Source organism: Phaeovulum vinaykumarii (genome assembly GCF_900156695.1).
GTDB classification, from domain to species: Bacteria; Pseudomonadota; Alphaproteobacteria; order Rhodobacterales; family Rhodobacteraceae; genus Bieblia_A; species Bieblia_A vinaykumarii.
Genome location: NZ_FTOM01000003.1, coordinates 287,981 through 306,760 on the forward strand (window position 1 = coordinate 287,981; position 18,780 = coordinate 306,760).

20 protein-coding genes are annotated in these 18,780 nt (G+C 69.1%); 6 read left to right on the forward strand and 14 right to left on the reverse strand.

Annotated elements, in window-relative coordinates; translation table 11 throughout:
• Positions 1-247: 247 nt before the first annotated feature.
• Positions 248-1,066: a tRNA (guanine(46)-N(7))-methyltransferase TrmB gene (gene trmB, locus BW949_RS09390; RefSeq protein ID WP_083947696.1), complete on the reverse strand. Its 819-nt coding sequence runs from the start codon at positions 1,064-1,066 to the stop codon at positions 248-250.
• Between the two features lie 230 nt (positions 1,067-1,296).
• Between trmB and ssb the strand changes: the two genes are divergently transcribed.
• Complete coding sequence (ssb, locus tag BW949_RS09395) at positions 1,297-1,812, forward strand: single-stranded DNA-binding protein (RefSeq protein WP_076365412.1); 516 nt, start codon at positions 1,297-1,299, stop codon at positions 1,810-1,812.
• 240 nt (positions 1,813-2,052) lie between these two features.
• Here the strand turns inward: ssb and BW949_RS09400 are convergent, their stop codons facing one another.
• Positions 2,053-2,859: a UTP--glucose-1-phosphate uridylyltransferase gene (locus BW949_RS09400; protein WP_328585816.1), complete on the reverse strand. Its 807-nt coding sequence runs from the start codon at positions 2,857-2,859 to the stop codon at positions 2,053-2,055.
• 689 nt (positions 2,860-3,548) lie between these two features.
• Between BW949_RS09400 and BW949_RS09405 the strand changes: the two genes are divergently transcribed.
• From BW949_RS09405 to gghA, 5 genes are all read left to right on the forward strand, one after another.
• Complete coding sequence (locus BW949_RS09405; protein ID WP_076365414.1) at positions 3,549-4,673, forward strand: NAD(P)H-dependent glycerol-3-phosphate dehydrogenase; 1,125 nt, start codon at positions 3,549-3,551, stop codon at positions 4,671-4,673.
• Positions 4,670-5,452 (forward strand): HAD family hydrolase, encoded by a 783-nt coding sequence (locus BW949_RS09410; RefSeq protein WP_076365416.1) that lies wholly within the window; start codon positions 4,670-4,672, stop codon positions 5,450-5,452. Before BW949_RS09405 ends, BW949_RS09410 begins: the two co-directional genes overlap by 4 nt.
• A gap of 1 nt (position 5,453) precedes the next feature.
• The gene (ggpS, locus tag BW949_RS09415) at positions 5,454-6,947 is read left to right on the forward strand and encodes a glucosylglycerol-phosphate synthase (RefSeq protein ID WP_076365418.1); all 1,494 of its coding nucleotides are present in this window, start codon (positions 5,454-5,456) and stop codon (positions 6,945-6,947) included.
• A 174-nt stretch (positions 6,948-7,121) separates the two neighbouring features.
• Complete coding sequence (glgB, locus tag BW949_RS09420) at positions 7,122-9,308, forward strand: 1,4-alpha-glucan branching protein GlgB (protein ID WP_076365420.1); 2,187 nt, start codon at positions 7,122-7,124, stop codon at positions 9,306-9,308.
• A gap of 16 nt (positions 9,309-9,324) precedes the next feature.
• Positions 9,325-11,697, forward strand: coding sequence for a glucosylglycerol hydrolase (gghA, locus tag BW949_RS09425; RefSeq protein WP_076365422.1), 2,373 nt, complete (start codon positions 9,325-9,327; stop codon positions 11,695-11,697).
• 19 nt (positions 11,698-11,716) lie between these two features.
• Here gghA and BW949_RS09430 read toward each other — a convergent pair whose 3' ends face one another.
• From BW949_RS09430 to BW949_RS09470, 12 genes are all read right to left on the reverse strand, one after another.
• Positions 11,717-12,187 (reverse strand): NlpC/P60 family protein, encoded by a 471-nt coding sequence (locus tag BW949_RS09430; protein ID WP_407947260.1) that lies wholly within the window; start codon positions 12,185-12,187, stop codon positions 11,717-11,719.
• On the reverse strand, positions 12,187-13,071 hold the full coding sequence (locus BW949_RS09435) for a DUF2163 domain-containing protein (protein ID WP_076365426.1): 885 nt from the start codon (positions 13,069-13,071) through the stop codon (positions 12,187-12,189). Before BW949_RS09435 ends, BW949_RS09430 begins: the two co-directional genes overlap by 1 nt.
• The gene (locus BW949_RS17250; protein ID WP_210187215.1) at positions 13,068-13,211 is read right to left on the reverse strand and encodes a hypothetical protein; all 144 of its coding nucleotides are present in this window, start codon (positions 13,209-13,211) and stop codon (positions 13,068-13,070) included. Before BW949_RS17250 ends, BW949_RS09435 begins: the two co-directional genes overlap by 4 nt.
• On the reverse strand, positions 13,198-13,428 hold the full coding sequence (locus tag BW949_RS16800) for a hypothetical protein (protein ID WP_076365428.1): 231 nt from the start codon (positions 13,426-13,428) through the stop codon (positions 13,198-13,200). Before BW949_RS16800 ends, BW949_RS17250 begins: the two co-directional genes overlap by 14 nt.
• 86 nt (positions 13,429-13,514) lie before the next feature.
• The gene (locus BW949_RS16810) at positions 13,515-13,694 is read right to left on the reverse strand and encodes a hypothetical protein (RefSeq protein ID WP_076365430.1); all 180 of its coding nucleotides are present in this window, start codon (positions 13,692-13,694) and stop codon (positions 13,515-13,517) included.
• A gap of 56 nt (positions 13,695-13,750) precedes the next feature.
• The gene (locus BW949_RS09450; RefSeq protein WP_235816257.1) at positions 13,751-14,416 is read right to left on the reverse strand and encodes a lysozyme; all 666 of its coding nucleotides are present in this window, start codon (positions 14,414-14,416) and stop codon (positions 13,751-13,753) included.
• Between the two features lie 10 nt (positions 14,417-14,426).
• Positions 14,427-14,558 (reverse strand): hypothetical protein, encoded by a 132-nt coding sequence (locus BW949_RS17555; protein WP_268875847.1) that lies wholly within the window; start codon positions 14,556-14,558, stop codon positions 14,427-14,429.
• Positions 14,551-14,901: a hypothetical protein gene (locus tag BW949_RS09455; protein WP_076365434.1), complete on the reverse strand. Its 351-nt coding sequence runs from the start codon at positions 14,899-14,901 to the stop codon at positions 14,551-14,553. Before BW949_RS09455 ends, BW949_RS17555 begins: the two co-directional genes overlap by 8 nt.
• The gene (locus BW949_RS09460) at positions 14,898-15,524 is read right to left on the reverse strand and encodes a DUF2460 domain-containing protein (protein ID WP_076365436.1); all 627 of its coding nucleotides are present in this window, start codon (positions 15,522-15,524) and stop codon (positions 14,898-14,900) included. The genes BW949_RS09455 and BW949_RS09460 overlap by 4 nt, the downstream gene beginning before the upstream one ends.
• 3 nt (positions 15,525-15,527) lie before the next feature.
• Positions 15,528-17,942 carry a phage tail tape measure C-terminal domain-containing protein gene (locus BW949_RS09465; RefSeq protein ID WP_076365438.1) on the reverse strand — a complete coding sequence of 805 codons (2,415 nt, stop codon included), beginning with the start codon at positions 17,940-17,942 and terminating at the stop codon, positions 15,528-15,530.
• Entirely contained in the window at positions 17,935-18,093 is a 159-nt protein-coding gene (locus BW949_RS16505) for a DUF7697 family protein (RefSeq protein ID WP_179747540.1), read from the reverse strand. The genes BW949_RS09465 and BW949_RS16505 overlap by 8 nt, the downstream gene beginning before the upstream one ends.
• Before the next feature lie 56 nt (positions 18,094-18,149).
• Complete coding sequence (locus tag BW949_RS09470; RefSeq protein WP_076365440.1) at positions 18,150-18,599, reverse strand: hypothetical protein; 450 nt, start codon at positions 18,597-18,599, stop codon at positions 18,150-18,152.
• Positions 18,600-18,780: the final 181 nt, after the last annotated feature.

The following is an 18,780-nucleotide window of genomic DNA, read 5'->3' on the forward strand; positions in this document are numbered from 1 at the left end:
CTGGGGGGGGATCTGGAGGGGGGGCTGGGGGGATCTGGAGCACGCGGCGTAAGCGCCGCCGGGAAGGGGGAGCCGCCTTGGGGGGGGCATCGAGCCCCCCGCGGCGGCGCTGCCGCGGAAGGCCCTGACGCCGGCGTAGGGAAGGTCCGACTGCGTCAGGGCACCCACGTCAGGGCCTTCGCGCGCGGCCTACATCTGCCCGCGCTACGCGGGGCGCACATCTTCCCGCAATAGGCAAGGGCCCGGCTCAGAGCCGCTCGAAGGTCAGGTAATGGGGCGCGCGCCCCTCGCGCAGGGCCTTTTGCTCATAGCGCGTGGACAGCCAGTCGTCCCAGGGCACCCCGCCCTGCACCACCAGCCGGAAGCCTGCGGGCGGCACTTCCTCGAGGGTCTGGCGCACGTAATCGGGAATGTCGGTCGCCACGCGGAACTCCGCCCCCGGCGCCAGCACCCGCGCCAGCGGCAGCAGATGTTCCGGCGTCACGAAGCGGCGGCGATGGTGGCGTTTCTTGGGCCAGGGGTCGGGATAGTTCAGGAACGCCCGCGCCACCGACCCCGAGGGCAGGACGTCGAAGAGGTCGCGCACATCGCCGGGATGGATGGCCAGGTTCTGGACCCCGGCGGCGCGGATCTTGCCCAGCAGCATCGCCACGCCGTTGACGAAGGGTTCGCAGCCGATCAGGCCCACCTGCGGGTAGCGCGCGGCCATGTGGACCATGTGTTCACCGCCGCCGAAGCCGATCTCGAGCCAGACCGGACGCCCGCCGAAAAGCGCGGCCGGATCGAGCGGGCGGCGCGCGGGGTTCTCGGCCGAGGTGACGCCGGGCAGGCGCAGCTCCGCGAGGTCGTGTTCAAGATAGCCACGCTGGCTGGGGCGCAGGGTCTTGCCGTGGCGGCGGCCGTAGAAGTTGCGCCGCGGGCGGTCCGCGGGGGCGGCGTCCCGAGATGCAGCGTCCTGGGCGGCCGCACCCTGAGCGGCGGGAACGGCGGGCGCATCGGGCGCCGGCACGGCAGCACCGGAATGGGCGTCGCGGGGGGGGGCGTCCTTGCGTGTGTCGTCGGTCATCATGCCTCCAGTCGCGCGCCGGTTACCCCTGCCCCGCGGTTCCGGTCAACCCCCGAAGCCGGCCAGAACCGCGCAGCCGCCGCGCCGCGCCGGCGGATTTCGCCTTTCCCTTGGCGCGGGGGAATGGTCTAACCTTCAGCCCCGGGGCGCCGGATTCGCGCGCGCCCCGCGGCAGAACGGCACGCAAAGGCCGCGCGGGACGCAACGGCGCGGCGGCAGGAGGAAAGCGCATGGCAGGCAGCGTCAACAAGGTGATTCTGGTCGGCAATCTGGGCCGCGACCCCGAGGTGCGCAGCTTCTCGAACGGCGGCAAGGTCTGCAACCTGCGCATCGCCACCTCCGAAAGCTGGCGCGACCGCAACAGCGGCGAACGCAAGGAACGCACCGAATGGCATTCGGTGGCGATCTTCTCGGAACCTTTGGCCAAGATCGCCGAACAATATCTGCGCAAGGGCTCGAAGGTGTATATCGAGGGCCAGCTCGAGACCCGCAAATGGCAGGACCAATCCGGTCAGGACCGCTATTCGACCGAAGTGGTGCTGCGCCCCTACCGCGGCGAGCTGACGCTTCTGGACGGCCGTGACGGTGGCGGCTCGGGCGGCGGCGGCAACTTCGGCGGCAGTTCGGGCGGCGGTTACGGCGGCGGCTATGACGACGGCCCCTCGGGCGGCTACGACCAGGGCCCCGGCGGCGGGCGCGCGGGGGGCGGCAGCCGGCCCGAATTCGACGACGACATCCCGTTCTGAGGACCGTTCCGGGGGGGACTTGCCGGGCGCCCGATCCCGGTGCGCGCGCCCTGCCGGGGGCGTGGGCCGTGAAAGCGTGCGATCCACACGCGGAGTGACAGGGTGGGCGCGGCGCGGGAGGCGCCCGAGCCACACACTGCCAAAGACGCCCAAGGCCCGCACCGCCGGAGGCGTCCAGCATCCCTGCACCCGCCCCCCCTTCCCTGCCGAGAACGATCCCGGCCGGGACAGGCGCAGCGCTTATTCGGCGGCGATCTGCACCGCCGGGCCGAACCCCTGCCCGCTCAGCACGCCGGCCAGTTCGGGATGGCTGGCGGCGCGGGCCAGCGTCGCCTCGAGCATCCCGCGCTTCGAGCCGCAGTCGAACCGCCGCCCCGAGAAGACGAAGCCCGCAAGCCCCATGCCCCCGGCATCGCGCGCGATCGCATCGGTGAGCTGGATCTCGCCGCCCGCCCCCGGCGGCTGCGTCGCCAGCGTCTCGAAGATCGACCCGTCCAGGATATAGCGGCCCACGACCGCATGCAGGGACGGCGCGTCCTCGGGGGCGGGCTTCTCGACCATGCCGCGGGCATGGACCAGACGGTCCGTCTCGGACACCGGATCGAGCACGCCATAGCGCGAGACGGTCTCGGGCGTGACCTGCATGGTGGCCACCATATGCCCCGCCGTGCCGGCGTCATAGGCCGCGACCATCTCGCTCAGGCACCCCGCGTCGGACAGGATCAGATCGTCAGGCAGGATCACCGCAACCGGGCCGGGCAGCACATGCGGCCGCGCGCACAGCACCGCATGGCCCAGGCCCAGCGGCTCATGCTGCATGACGAATTCGACCTCGTGCTCGGTCTCGTCCACCGCGGCGGCATGCAGGTCGCGGGCGATCTCGCTCTTGCCGCGGGCATGCAGGGTGGCAATCAGGTCGTGATCGGCGCGCACATGCCGTTCAATGGCGGATTTGGACGGGTGGCTGACGAAAACCATGCGCTCGACCCCGGCCGCGCGGGCCTCGTCGATGGCGAACTGGATCAGCGGAGTGTCGATGACCGGCAACAGCTCCTTGGGGGCGGGCCTTGGTGGCGGGCAGGAACCGGGTTCCCAAGCCGGCCACGGGGAAGATCGCGGTGCGCACGGGGGCTTTGGTCATTCGGTCTCTCCATGTCGTTCTGTGGCGGCCGCGTCCGAAGGGCGGCCCGTCAAAACTTCGCATACCGAAGTAGAATACGAAGCGCGCCAGGCAGATCAAGCCAACAGCCGCGCAGGGCAGAACCGCGGCGACCGGCGAGACGCGCCAGAAACCCGCGCCGCCGCCCGCACGGCCAAATTCCACCAAAAACCTGTTTTTGAACGGTAAATACAGGAAAGGCGGGGGCCGTGCCGCGCCCGAGCCCCCTTCGCAGTCGCAGCAAGACGGCCGCGCCGCGCAGGGCAGGCAACCATGGAATTGCCTTCAAATAAAGCGGATCGCCCGGTTTTCGGGCAAAATTCGGCAATTTGGACCCTTCCGCCGGCCGTGCCGCGCCGCAGAGCCGCACAGGCTTGCAAATGCGGGCAACGACACTACTTTGTCTACCTAAGCGTTGTGCAGCGCGCCATGGCCTCTGGCCGGCGCCAAGACCGGCGCACCGGGCCTTCGGGGGGCCTTCGGGGGGCCTTCGGGCGCCCGCCCGGACGCCCCGCAAGTGGGGCTGCCTGCCGCCTGAGCGCGCGCCCGCAACATGAACGAGACATTGCGCTACGGAATGAAAGACACCCTCAAGCCAGACCCCGCCTCCTTGCCCTTCACCCGCATCGCCGTCCTGGGCGCCGGCTCCTGGGGCACGGCCCTGGCCAGCGTTCTGGCCCGCAACGGCCATGCCGTCCGGCTGTGGGCGCGCCGCGCCGAACTGGCCGCGCAGATCTCGGCCACGGGCGAGAATGCCGATTATCTGCCGGGGATCGCGCTGCCGCCGGGGATTGCCGCGACCGCCCAGCTTGCCGAGGCGCTGGCCGGCGCCGAGGCGGTGCTGATGGTCACGCCCTCGGCCACCTTGCGCGCGATGTGCCGCGCCGCAGCCCCGCATCTGCCCGCAGGCATCCCCATCGCGCTCTGCGCCAAGGGGATCGAACGGGGCACTGGCCTGCTGCTGTCCGAGGTGGCCGCCGAGGAACTGCCCGGCCACCCGATCGGCGCCGTGTCGGGCCCGACCTTCGCGCGTGAGACGGCGCTGGGGCATCCGACGGCGGCAACGGTGGCCTTTCCCTTCACCTATGCCGACCGCCTGACCCCCACCGCAAGCCCCGCCGCACGGCTGGCGATGTCGCTGGGGGGCCGCGCCTTCCGCCCCTATGTCTCGGACGATCTGGTGGGCGTCGAGGTCGGCGGCGCGGTCAAGAACGTGATCGCCATCGCCTGCGGGATGATGTCGGGCGCGGGCTTTGCCGAGAACACGCGCGCCGCGCTGATCGCCCGCGGCATGGACGAGATGAAGGCGCTGGCCGAAGCCCTGGGGGGCCGGCGCGAAACGGTCACCGGCCTGTCGGGCGCGGGCGACCTGACGCTGACCTGTTCGTCGGCCACATCGCGCAACATGTCGCTGGGCATGCAGCTGGGCCGTGGCCTGCCGCGCGCGGCCTGTTTCGAGGGCCGCCCCGTGGTCGTCGAAGGCGAGATCAACGCCATCTCGGTCATCGACCTGGCCCGCAAGATCGGCGTGGCGCTGCCGATCTGCGAGACCGTGCACGCCGTCCTTCATGAAAACGCCGATCTGGCGCGCAGCTTCTCGGATCTGTGGACCCGGCCGATCGAGGCCGAGCCGCGCGCCCTGGCGCTGTCGCTGGATCATCCCGACCATGCCACCCCCCTGCCCTTCGGAGACCGGCCATGACGATCGCGCAGACCCTTCACCCGCCGCTCGCCCGGCGCCGCTTCGTGCTAGCCACCGATCTGGACGGCACCTTTCTTGGCGGCACCGAGGCCGACCGCCGGCGGCTCTATGACTGGATCGAGCGCAACCGCGAAAGCGTCGGGCTGATCTTCGTGACCGGCCGCGACCCGGAATTCATCATGGAGATGTGCGCCGAACGCGGCCTGCCCTGGCCCGAATATGTGGTGGGCGATGTCGGCACGACCATCGCCGAGGTCGTCTCGCGCCGCACCATCGCGCCGATCCCCGCGCTCGAGGCCGATATCGCGCAGCGCTGGGGCGACCGGGGCAATGCGGTGCGCGCCGCGCTGCACGACCACCCCGGCCTGACGCTTCAGCCCACCGCCTTTCGCCACCGGGTCAGCTATGACATGGACCCCGAAAGCTATTGCCCCAGCGCCGAGGAAAAGATCGCGCAGCTGGGGCTTGACTGGCTGATCTCGGACAACCGCTTCTTCGACGTCCTGCCCAGGGGCGTCTCGAAGGGGCCGTCCGTGAAACGCCTGATCGCCCATCTGGGCATTCCCGAAACCCGCGTGCTGGTGGCCGGCGACACGCTGAACGATCTGTCCATGCTGGCATGCGGCCTGAATGCCGTTGCCGTGGGCAATTCGGAAGCGGCGCTGCTGGAACGGGTCGGCGACCTCGATCACCTGCATGTCGCCCAGGCCCATGGCGCCGGCGGCATCCTCGAGGCGATCGCCGCCTTTGCCCTGCACGACACCCCCCAAGGAGACTGACATGCCCTCCAATCTCGTCATCGTCTATCACCGCCAGCCCTACGAGGAGGTGGAGGTCGATGGAAAGATCGAATTCCGCGAGAACAAGAGCCCCAACGGCATCGTGCCGACGCTCAAGAGCTTCTTCGGGCGGTTCGAAAGCGGGGCATGGGTGGCCTGGAAACAGGCCGAGGATCCCTCGAACCCCGAATTCGACCGCGTGGTCGAGATCGACGACGCCTATGGCCGTTACAGGGTCTCGCGGCTGGCCCTGACCGCCGAACAGGTGACAAGCTTCTATCACGTCACCTCGAAGGAGGCGTTCTGGCCGATCCTGCATTCCTTCAAGGAGCGCTACAATTACGACCCCGTCGACTGGCCCACCTTCCGCGAGGTGAACTGGGCCTTTGCCGAGGCCGCCGCCGCCGAGGCCGCGGAAGAGGCCGTGGTCTGGGTGCATGACTACAACCTGTGGCTGGTGCCGGGCTATCTGCGCACCATGCGGCCGGATCTGAAGATCAGCTTCTTCCACCACACCCCCTTCCCCGCCGCCGACATGTTCAACGTGCTGCCCTGGCGCCGGGAAATCCTGGAAAGCCTGCTGGCCTGCGACGTGGTGGGCTTTCACATCCCGCGCTATGCCAACAATTTCGTGTCGGCCGCGCGCAGCCTTCTGGATGTCGAGGTCACCAAGCGCGAGAAGGTGGCGCCGGAATTCGCCGCCGAGGTCACCGCGCTGTCCGAACGCAGCCTGCCGACCGAATTGTCCTATGGCGCGCGGCGCGTGGCGGTTCTGGCCTCGCCGGTGGGGGTCGATGCCGATTACATCGACAGCGTGGCCCGCCAGCCCGAGACCGAGGCCCGCGCCGCCGAGATCCGGGCCGATCTGGGCGAGGCCAAGTTGCTGCTGTCGGTCGGGCGCACCGATTACACCAAGGGCGGCATCGAGCAATTGCTCAGCTTCGAACGCCTGCTCGAGAACCGCACGGATCTGCACGGCCGCGTGCGCCTGATGCATGTGTCGGTGCCCGCCAACAGCAACATGACGGTCTATGACAACATCCAGCGCGAAATCGAACAGATGGCGGGCCGGATCAACGGGCGGTTCGGGACGCTGGACTGGCAGCCGATCGCGCTGATCTCGCGGGCGATCCCCTTCGTCGATCTGGTGGCCTATTACCGCGCTGCCGATGTGGCCTGGATCACGCCGCTGGCCGACGGGATGAACCTGGTGGCCAAGGAATTCTGCGCCGCGCGCGTCGACGGCGACGGGGTGCTGGTGCTGTCGGAATTCGCCGGTGCCGCGGTCGAGATGGGCTCGGCGCTGCTGACCAACCCGTTCTCGCACCGCTCGATGGACAGCGCCATTGCCCAGGCGGTCGACATGCCCGAGGTCGAGCGGCGCGACCGCATGCAGGCGCTGCATGACACGGTGCACCGTCACGACATCCGCTTCTGGGCCGAAGAGCAGATGAAGGCGCTGCTGACGCCGCCCGCCCATCCGGCCGCCGCCTGAGGGCTTCGGTCACGACACATCGCGCCGCCGCGGCCTGGGCCGCCGCGGAGCCCCCGGCCCCGGCGGCGGGCGCCCGCACGCGCAAACACCCCGCACGCGCATTCACCCGGCACGCGCAGGCACCACGACAGTCCCGGCGGCGCCACCGAAACCCCAAGCAACCGGATATTCCCCATGACAGAACCTGCATTCCTGAAGATCATGCAGGGCACGGCGGACGATCTCTTCGCCCATCTCGGCCCGCGCCCGATGGCAAGGACAGGCCGGCGCAGCCTCACGGCCTTTGCCCCCCGCGCCCGGCGTCTGTCTGCCGTGATCGGCGGGCAGAGCTTTCCCCTGACCCCCGTCCGCGGCGCGCCCGAGATCTTTGTCGGCGAGCTGCCGCGCGAGGGCGCCTATGCCCTGGAACGCACCTCCGCGGGCGGCACCACCCTGACCTACCGCGACCCCTATGCCTTCGGCCCGGTGCTGGGCGTGATGGACAGCTATCTGATCGGGGAAGGCAGGCTGGATCGGCTGTGGCACAAGCTGGGCGCCCATGTGATCCCCCACGAGGGCGTGCGCGGCACCCATTTCGCCGTCTGGGCGCCCCATGCGCGCCGCGTGTCGGTGGTGGGGGACTTCAACGGCTGGGACGGGCGCTGCGACGTGATGCGCCGCTGCGGCGCCTCGGGGGTGTGGGAAATCTTCCTGCCCGATCTGGGCGAGGGCACGCTTTACAAATACGAGATCCTGGGCGCGGACGGGACCGTGTTGCCGCTGAAGGCCGACCCGGTCGCCTTCGGCAGCCAGCACCCGCCCGAGACCGCCAGCATGGTGCGCGACCTGTCGGGCTATGGCTGGCATGACGGCGACTGGATGGCGGCACGGGCGCCGCGCAACGCGGTCTCGGCACCGATCTCGATCTATGAGGTGCATCTGGGCTCGTGGTGGCGCGATGACACGCAAGGGGGCCGCCCGATCTCCTACCGCGAGGCGGCGCGGACGCTGGTCGATTACGTCGCGGACATGGGCTTCACCCATCTCGAGCTGCTGCCGCTGGCCGAGCATCCCTTCGACGGCTCGTGGGGCTATCAGCCGGTCGGGCTCTTTGCGCCGACGATCCGCCATGGCCCGCCCCATGAATTCCGCGACCTGATCGACGCCGCCCATGCCCGCGGGCTGGGGGTGCTGATGGATTGGGTGCCGGCGCATTTCCCGACCGATGCGCATGGGCTGGGCCGGTTCGACGGCACGCCGCTTTACGAATATGCCGACCCGCGCGAGGGCTTCCACCGCGACTGGAACACCCTGATCTACGACTTCGGCCGCCCCGAGGTGGCCAATTTCCTGACCTCGAGCGCGCGCTACTGGCTCGAGGAATACCACGTCGACGGGCTGCGGGTGGATGCGGTGGCCTCGATGCTCTACCGCGATTATTCCCGCGACGCGGGCGAATGGGTGCCCAACAAGGATGGCGGGCGCGAGAATTACGAGGCGATTGCGCTTTTGCGCCGGATCAACACCGAAGCCTGTGGCGCCTGCCCCGGCGTGATGACCGTGGCCGAGGAAAGCACCGCCTTCCCGCAGGTGTCGCGCCCCGTCGACGCGGGCGGCCTGGGCTTCAGCTACAAGTGGAACATGGGCTGGATGAACGACACGCTGGCCTATATCCGCACCGATCCGATCCACCGCCGGCATCAGCACGGCCAGATCACCTTCGGGCTGACCTATGCCTTTTCGGAAAACTTCATCCTGCCGATCAGCCATGACGAGGTGGTGCACGGCAAGGGCAGCATGCTGGGCAAGATGCCCGGCAACGACTGGGAGAAATTCGCTAATCTGCGCGCCTATTACGGGATGATGTGGGGGCATCCGGGCAAGAAGCTGTTGTTCATGGGCCAGGAATTCGGCCAGCGCGCCGAATGGGATTATGATGCGCAGCTGGACTGGGACGCGCTGGCGCGACCCGATCACGCGGGCCTGCGCCGGCTGGTGCGCGATCTGAACCGTCTTTACCGCGAGACGCCCGCGCTGCATTGCCGCGACGCCGATCCGGGCGGGTTTCAATGGATCCTGGCCGATGCCGCGGAGGAATCGCTTTTCGCCTGGGCGCGGCACGGCGCGCAAACGGATGCGCCGGTGGCGGTGCTGTGCAACTTCACCCCCCTCCCGCGCGAGGGGCGGCTGATCGGCCTGCCGCGCGCCGGCCTCTGGCACGAGGTTCTCAACACCGACGCCGAAATCTACGGCGGCACCGGACGCGGCAACATGGGCCGGGTCGAGGCCGCCCCCCATCCGCATGACGGTCAGCCCGCCTCGGCGCGCGTGACCTTGCCGCCGCTTTCGGTCGTGATGCTCAAGGCCGCGCCGCACGGCTGACACGAAAGGATCGCCCATGCCGAGCACGCTTGCCGACACCCTCATCCATGACCCCGCCGAAACCGAGGCGCTGGCCGCCTGGTGCGAGGATCTGCTGATCACCTCGGAGGACCGCTTCGAGGCCGGACGCCGGATCGCGCGGCAGCTGGGCGCCCATGTCGATGGCGACCGGGTGCGCTTTGGCTTCTGGACGCCCGAGCTTCTGGACTGGAAGGTGGCCGAGGCCGACGTTTTCCTGGAAATCCTGCGCCCGCGCAGCCCGCTTGACCCCACCGTGGCGCATGCCGAGCTGGACTTCGACCGCGCGCTCCTGCCCGTCCGGCGCTGCGAGGCCTTCACCTTCACGGTGGTTTGGGGCCCGATCGCGGGCCGGCGCGAACAGGGCGGCGATTTCTACGCGCTGGTCTGGCGCGACAGCGACGGCCAGATGCACCGCATCCTGGACCCTCTGGCGATGTCGCTGCCCTATGGCGCCTTTGCGCCCGCGGAACTCTATGATGCCGCGGCCATGCAGGCCACGCGCCGCGACAAGGGCTATTTCCGGGCTCTGAGGGGCGAAAGCCCCCACAAGTTCGGCCCGCCCACCAGCATCTTGCAATTGCATGTGCCCACCGCCACGGCGGGCGGCACGCTGGCCAGCCTGACCCGCCATATCGAGCGCATCGCCGAACGCGTGGCCCAGAACCTGCCGCTCGAACCGGCGGATGAGCTGTTCATGGGCTATGACGCGGTCCAGCCGCTGCCGGTCGAACCCACCACCGTCTACGAGGCCGGCCCCGCCTTCTGGCACGACGAGGTTCGGGAAGACGGCGGGCTGCGCGTATCGCTGATGCGGCCCAACACCACCAATTGGGGCTATGATGTAGTGATCGCGGGCATGGCGACGGTGAACCCGGTGCTGCTGGAAACCGCCCGCCCCGACGAGCTGGTGGACCTGGCCGCGGCGCTGCACAATTTTCCCGGCAAGCCCAAGATGCTGATCCTGGATCTGGTCTTCGGCCATGCCGACAATCAGGGGCTGGGGGCGCTGAACCGCCATTACTTCGCCGGGCCCAACATGTATGGCCAGAACATCGACTATCGCAATCCCTTCGTTCGGGCGATCTTGCTGGAAATGCAGCGCCGCAAGGTGGATTTCGGGGCCGACGGGGTGCGGGTCGACGGCGCGCAGGATTTCAAATGGTGGGATGGCCGCACGCAGAAATTGCACCATGACGACGCCTATCTTCAGGAAATGTCCGATATGGTGCAGACGGTTGCCGGAACCGAATATCGCCCCTGGTTCGTTTTCGAGGATGGCCGCCCCTGGCCCGAAGAAGACTGGGAGCTGAGTTCCACCTATCGCGCGGTCATCGACAGCCAGCGCGACGATGACGTGTTCCAATGGGGCCCGCTGACATTCGCCCATAACACGCCCTTCATCTATACCTTCTGGCTGTCAAAATATTGGCGCATCAGGGAAATCCTCGCTCATGGCCAGAATTGGATCTCGGGCACCGCCAACCATGACACCTTGCGCCGTGGCACCCAGGTCAGCCCGCGCCTGAACATCAATACGCGCCTTGGCGACACCAAGATGGAAATCCTGGACAAGGCCTATGACAATCCCGCCGTCGCGCTTCTGACCTATGCCGTCTTTCCCGGCGTGCCGATGGATTTCCTGAATGCGGTGGCGCGCGCAAGCTGGGGGTTCATCCGCAATCAGGACGACCGTTACGGCGTCAAGGTCGTGGCCGAAGAGGCGATCAGCCTGAAATGGCAGGTCGACGAATATGCCTATTCGATGCCGGGAAATTTTCGCCACCTCAAGGCGCTGGGGTTCGAGACGCGCGACGATCTGGCCCGCTTTCTCGATTTCCTGCCCGCACTGGTCGATGTGACGGAATACGACCTGAACACCATTGCCACCCTGCTCAATGCGGTCGAGCCGCCCCTTGCGGGTCCGCCCAGCTATAGCGTCGGGGGTCTCAAGGCCATTGCGCGGGCCTGGATGGACGATATGCATGAATATTGCAATCTTGCGCATTCGCTGTCCTCGCTCGACCCGCATCAGACCGGGTTCATGCGTGGCTTGCGCGACTTTCGCGCCGCCAATCCCTGGCTGCGTGGCAATTTCGGCGCGAATGACAGCTTCCGCTATCTCGAACCGATCGACGGGCGCACCGTCTTTGTCGCGCAGCGGTGCGGGCCGTCCGGCCAGGGGGTCTTTGCGATCTGCCATATGGAGGGCGGCCCGACCGACGAGATCATGCCGCTGGGGTTGCTGCCCGAGACCGAACGTGCCGCCCCCTGGCGCCTGGCCCTGCGCAGCCCCGGCATCGGCAGCGACTACACCGGCGGCCCCATCAGCCTGAAGGATTCGATGGGCCTTCTCTTCGTGCGGGACTGATGCCCCCGCGGCGTTTGGATCATGCGATCAACGCGTCTCGCTTGCCGAAAAACACCGCAACCCATTTTCCGAACAGGAAGGCGAAGGCGAGCTTGCGCGCCCAAGATGGCGTGAGCGGTTCCTCGATCACGCCGAGCCGCTCATAGGCATGGAGGAAGCTGTCGGGCCCGGTCTGGATCCCGACATGCTTGGCGATGGCGCGCGGCTTCATGCGGAACAGGACCAGCGCGCCGGGACAAGCCTCGGCGGGCGGCATCTCGATCATCATCCGCCGGGCGCCGTCGGCCAGAACCTCGCGCGGCCCTGTCTCGCCCCAGTCGCGGCTGTAGGGCGGGATCGAGAAGGGTTCAGGGCCGACGACCTCGCGCCAGACGCCCCGCGCCAACCCAAGGCAGTCGCAGCCGACACCGCGCAGGCTGGCTTGGTCGTGATACGGCGTGCCGAGCCAGGACCGCGCGATGGCGATGACTCGGTTGGGATCGGCGGAGATCACAGCACAGACCCCTCGTGCCCGCCGTCCTTCGTCGCGTAGCGCAGGATCGTGTCCTGGCCCGGGATGTGCGGGAAGCCGCGGAAGTTGGCCGTGTTGGCGAACTTCGACCCGCAGGTCTCGATCCGCTTGTCGCAGCCCGAACGGATCGTGAAGCCGTCACCCTCGGCGATGGGGCGTATCGGTGCCTCGAGCAGGGTCAGCACCGCGATGCCGTCCGTCACGTCGTGGCCCAGCACCTCGGCCCGACGCCCCGCGTTCGCGCCGTTGGTCCATTCGAGTGTGCCGAAAGTGAACCAGCCGGCCTCGAACCCGCCGAGCCCCGAGGTGGTGAACGCTCGGTCGCGCAGGAGATCGATGACGGCGCCCGTGCCCTTGAAGGCGGGGTCCTCCAGATCGACGGCACAGCGCGCATCGCCGAGCGCGGCATCGCAGGTCGCCTGGAAGGTCCGCCCGACCGTCTGACCGAGCACATGCGCGAGCGAGCGCACCTCGGCCACGAAGGCCAGCCGCCCGCGCCGGATCTGGCCGATGGCGCCGCGCCGCATCAGTACGCGCTGGCTCGTATGGGCCCAGTTCACCCGCCAGACCTCGACCTCGGCGTTGTCCCAGCGGCCGTCGAGGATGTCGGTCTCGGTGATCCGGTCGGAGGTCAGCACCCCCTCGGCGTCCTGCGCATCGACCGACAGGTCCGAGCCGGAGCGGACCTCGGAGGCCGTCAGCCCGCTCTCGGGCTCGAAGTCGGTGCCGTCGAAGCTGAGCGTCCGGTCGTGGTCGGTGAAGCCAAAAGTGACACCATCGGCGCGCGTGATCCGCCAGCACCAGGCGAGCGTGGTCGTGCCGTCGTCGAGATGGACCTGCAGGCTGGGGTCGAGCGACTTCATCGGCAGGTTCCCGTCATGCGGTCGTCGAGATCGGCGATCCAGTCGGCCCAGTCCGGCGGCACGGCGTCGACCGTCTCGGCGGGTGGTCGGGCTAACCGCGCGTCGGCGTAGGAGGCGCAGCCGGCATCACCACCGCCCATCGTTGCGGCGCAGCCGGTCAGCAGGATCGCCAGACCCGCGGCCGTCGCGAACCGCGTCGCGTCCGCGCTCCAAGCGCTTGTTCTTGTCTTCCGTCGCATCGCGTTCTGCCTCCCGTTTGCCCGCGCGCTTCCCCTCCGCGCGGCCCCAGAGTCGGCCGAGCACCACGCCCCCGACCGCGCCCAAGGCCGCGACCAGCCAGATCAGAAGATCAGCCATCGTCCCGCTCCCCGCGCGCAGCGGCGACGCAGAGGGCTGCGACGAAGACGCCGAGGCAGCCGCCCACGACCAGACCGACGAGAAACTCAAGCATCGCCGCGGAACCCGCGCTCAATCCGGTCGCGCAGACCGATCAGGCCCAGACCGAGGAACATGAGCCCCGCGGGCGAGGCATCGCCCGAGCCGGCAAGCAGCGCGACGAGGCGGGAGAGTTCCGCGAGCGGCCCGGTGGCTGGCAGCGCAAGAGACGTGATGCCGGTGAGCATGGCGAGAAGTCCCGCCCACCAGGTGAGCGAGTTGGGTCGGACGTAGCGCATGGGGATCAGGCCTTCCGTATCAGGGCGGAGAGGAAAGCGGCCAGCCGGGCGAACCAGCCGGTCGGCGCGGTGGGTGAAGGGGCGAGGACCGGAGGCGTCGGCGACGGCCCGCGAGCCAACGCCAGAGCCTCATCCTCGGTCAGGCGACGGATCGGCCGCGAAAAGTCCACGCGGCCTGTGCGGTCCACGGACCAGACAGGGATCGTGCCTCCGGGATAGCGACCATGGCGGAACAGGTCGCGCTCCGCCTCCCGGCGCGGAATGATCGATGCCGGTCGCCGCCAGTTGAGAAACGCGTCGGCGGCCGCAACGCGATTGCCGGCATTGAGGTGCCGGGTCAGTGCAGCCTTGGCGATGCCGCCGGTGTTGTAGTGGAAGCTGACCAGCGCATCGAACTCGTGCGGCGCCAGAGGCACTTTCACGGCCCACAGGACGGCGGCTTCGTAAGCAGCGAGGTCGGCGCGGAAGACCCGGAACGCTTCTCGGATCCCGGCGTCCAGATCAGCGGGCATGCCACGCGTCATGGTGGCCGGATCGGGCGGCCCGGCCGCGGCCGTGTGGCCGATGCCGAAGGTCCAGACCTGTTTCACATCCCTGTAGGGTCCGGGCACGAGTCCTTCGTGCCGGACGAGGGCCAGCAGGCCGGGATCGGAGATTGTCTTGGCGGTCATGTGCATGGGATCACCTGAGGAGCGAGAGGATCAGGATCAGCGACGCGACAGCGAGGCCGATGCGCAGACGGTGGACGAAGGCCTGGCGGGCATCAGCGGGGTCACAGCGGAGGGCGCGCGCGAGGCGAAGGAGCTCATGCATCGCCGTCGCCTCCCTTCGCCGCGCGCAGCCGCGCCAGAACGACCTCGATGAAGGCCGGGCCGAACACGCCCACGAGATAGGCGGCCGAGCCCGCGGCCCCGCCAGCGGGGATGGCTTCTGGCGGCAGGCTGAGCCAGGTGGTCACGAGCGCCATGGACAGGCTGCCCATCCCGGCCGCGATCAGCCCGCCGAGCAGGATGTGCCGCAGCGCGTCGCGCAGCCGCATCTTGGTGGTCAGCGCGTTCGTGGCGCCGCCAAGCGCGCCCCAGACCGCGAGGATCACGGCCGTCGAGGCGCCGAGTTCCCGCAGCACCGCCGCGAGGACTCCGCTGTCTTCGTTCATCGCCGGATCTCCAGAAGCGGGATGGAGGTGATCGAGCCGAGCCGCTCGAGGTCGAGCGTCACGTCGAGCGCGTCGGTGTCGAAGCGGACCGGCACGTCGAAGGCGAAGCCCGCGGTGAGGACGGCGCCCTCGGCCGGCGCGCTGTCGAAGGTGACAAGGCCGGTGGTTGTGTCGACGGACCAGCCGCCGAGCTGTTCCGCGCCATCGAGCGCGACGCGCACCGTGCCCGCGACCGGCTTGGTGATCGTCCGCAGCCAGGTCTGGCTGCCGGAGGCATAGTGCCTCACCAGTTGGAAGGCAGTCGTCGCGCCGTCACCGGTGCCGATCGTCTGGTCGGACGGCCCCGGCGTCTGCGACGGCAGGCAGGACTTGTGGTCGCCCCAGTCCTTGAACCGGAAGCCGTGCAGGCGGCCGTTGCGCGCCTCGTAGAAGGCGACGACCGCCGCAAGATCGTCCGCGCGGCGGATGCCGTAGGCGACGTCGTAGCGACGACGGCTGTTCGCCCAGCTGGTGTTGCGCTCCTCGTCGCCCGAGGCCAGCTCGACGATCTGCGTGCGCCGCTCCGGTCCGCCGCGCGCGCCGCGGCTGATGTCGTCCGGAAACCGGACCTCGTGGAAGGCCATGGCTCAGAGCCCCCTGCGCCCGAGCGAGACCGCGCGGGCGATGTCGGCCGCGATCTGCGTGCGGGATTGCCGGAAGCTCTCGGCGTCGCGCGCCATGATCGTGACGTTGACGCCGCCCGCGTCGTAGTTTTGTGCCTCTCGGCGCGACAGAACCCGCTCGCCGCGCTGCAGGATCGCCGGGACCTCATCGTGGCGAAGCCCGGCCATGCCACCTGAATGCATTCGCGGGGCCGCGGCGAAGGCCATGGCCGGGACCATGCGCGTAGGGCCTGTCGATCCGACCAAGCCGCCCGTGTGCAGGACACTGGCGAAAATGCCGCCCGCGCCGGAGAACAACCCGGAGAGCGCGTTTGCGATCGGCCCCAGGATGAACCGCCGCGCGGCCAGTTGGGCGAGGTCGGCGAGCAGCGAGGTGACGAGGTCGCGGAAGTTCAGCTTCCCGGTCTTTACGAACTGGCCGACGGCGTTCTCGGCCGACTGAAAGGCGCTGACCAGGCTCTGGCCGATGTCACCGCCGATCTCTCGGGCCTTGCTGGCGTAATCCGACAGCGCCGCCGTGACCGCCCGCCAGCCTGTGACGGTCGTCTCGGCGTTAGGTTCAGCGGCGGCAGCCGCCGCGCCGGCGGCAGCGCCGGCATCGGTCGCGGCCTGTCCGGCGCCGTCGAGCGCGGTCTCGAAGCGCTCCGCCGCGGCCGTGGCCTCGCCCAGAGCATCTGCGCCGTCCTCGTCGCTATGACGCACTGCATCCCGCAGCGCCTGCCAGCTTTCGAGGGGCGCACGAGCCCCTTCGGCCAGATCGCGCGCGGCGCCTCGGTAAAGGTTCGCGGACTCGAGCGCGCGGTTCGCCGCCTCGGCCAGACCAAGGTCGGGCGCGGTCAGCGGGTTGTCTTCGAACGCCCGGTCGAAGGCTGCCTGCGCCGCCGTCGTGGCAGCGCTGGCCGCCCCTTCGAAGCGGTTCTCGATCTCGCCGAGGTCGAGGTCAGGCACCAGCGTGATCCGTCGTTCGGACCCGAGTGCTTCCAGGCCCTGATTGATCCCGCCGATGAACGTGTTGATGCGCGAGACCACGCCGTTCAGCATCGCCTCGACGCCGTCGACCAGGCTGTTGGCCGCCTGGAACGCCAGATCGCCGATGGCGGCCGGCAGCAGGCCCCAGATCGCCTTGATCGCCTCGTAGGCGCCTTCGAACGTATTCGCCGCAGTATTGCCGAAACCGACGACGCTCTCGATGGCGCTCTGCATGCCCGACGCGGCATCGGCCTTCAGGTCGAAGAACATCGCCGTGGCGGCAGCGCCAGCCGCGGCAGCGCCCATCCGGATCCGCTCCCAGACCTCGACCGCGACGTCTTTCAGGAGCGACATGGCTTCGCCGAAGCCACCCGCACCGGAGACGAGGCGGGTGAACTGGTAGACGAGTTCGCCCGCGCCGACGATCAGCGCACCGATGCCGGTGCGGATCAGCGCCCCACGCAGGACGACCAGCGCCGTGGCGAGGCCACGGACCGAAAGCGCGGCGGCGGCCAGCCCGGCGACCCAGCGGCCCGCGAGGAAGGTCGCGAAGGTCACGGCATAGGTGGTCAGGCGGCCGATATTGTCGAAGAGACCACGAATGGCGATGCCGAGCGGACCGGTGCGGCTGGCGATGGCCGCCATGGCGTTGGCGACAGCTTCCAGCGCGGGGGCCGCTGCAACCGCGAGCTGGTTCGACAGCCCGCGCCAGATCAGCCCGAGGCGCGAGATCGCGTCGTTCGTCCGCTCGATCTGGTCGGCATCCTGTTCGGAGACGACGACCCCAAAGGCAAGCACGTCCTCGGTCGCCTGGCGCAGTGTCGCGGTATCGATCCGCGACATGGCGATGGAGCCTTCCTCGCCGAAAAGCTGTCCTGCGACTGCGGCGCGTTCGGCGGCGGGCACGAAGTTCTCGATGGCGGCGTTGATCGCACCCACACGTTGGTTCAGCGGCAGCGCGATCAGCTCGTTGGCCGAAAGCCCGAGGCGGTCCAGCGCGTCGGCAGCGGGACCTGTCCCGGCGGCCGCCTGGCTGAGACGGCGCGTCAGGTCCTTGGTCGCCTGCTCGATACCTGACATGGACACGCCCGCCAACTCGCCCGCGCGCTCGAGGGTCTGGATCGAGGCGACGGTTGTGCCCAGCGACTGGGCGAGTTTGGCCTGCGCATCCACAGTCTGGAGGCCCGAGCGGATCATCGCCACACCAGCGGCGGCGGCCGCTGCCACGGCTGCTGCGGCGGCCACGCGCACCCGTCGCGAGAAGGCCGCAAGCCGGGTATTCGCGGCCTCCATCTCCCGGCTGAGCCGTCCGAAGCCTCGGGCACCGGCTTCGCCGACGCCTTCCAGTTCGGCGCGCACCTGCCGACCACCGACCGCCGCAAGGCGGACGCTGACGCGTTTTTCAGCCATTGGGGCGTTCCATCTGTTCGTTGAGCTTGGCCACCATCACCGCCTCGATGACGGGCAACAGTTCGGCGGCGGCTGCGGGCGGGACGCCGAGAGCGTCGCCAAGAGCGAGCGCGGCGGCCAGGTCCCAGCCGACGACGGCGCCAGGCAGCATCCGCAGCTGCCCCCCGAGGCGGCCGACCAGGTCCCAGACCTGCCAGCCTTCATGGGTCAGCGGCCGGTTCGCGCGGACTGGGCAGCCTTCGCACGCTTGCGCGCAGGCTTGGCAATACCTGTCGCCCCCGCCGAAGGACCACTCGGCGAGAGCGCGGAGGCGTTTTTTTCCTGCTCCAGCAGCAGGCCCTTCGAGACGTAGGTCAGCTGGAAGGTCTCGAAGATCGGCCAGATGTCGAGCAGCGCGTCGATGGCCTCGGGGCCCAGGTCGATCGGGTTGCCGTCGGCGCCGCCGATGCCCTCCCAGGCGAGCACCGCCCGCCGCGCCAGCGCCTTGGCGAAGGCGACCGCGCGCTCCTCGTCGGAGGCCTCCTCCGGAACTGCCTCGACGGCCGGGTCGCTGCGCGTCGCCACCATCAGCGCGGTGGTCAGCGGGCGCAACTGAACTCGGACGCCGGGCGCCAGGTCATGCCAGCGCGGTTCATTCGTCAGGTCGAGCGTCAGCATCAGTAGGTCTTGTCTTAATCCGGACCCCGGTTCCCGTGCGATACGGGAGCTGCTTCCCGGCACCCCAAATATGCCGGGAAGCAGCAGGGGGCCGGGCCGTTATGGAGGTGGTCTCATCAGGGCCGGTCAGTAGTTTGGTCACCCCCCGCTTTTCGCATGTCCTGAACGGATACCTGGGGGA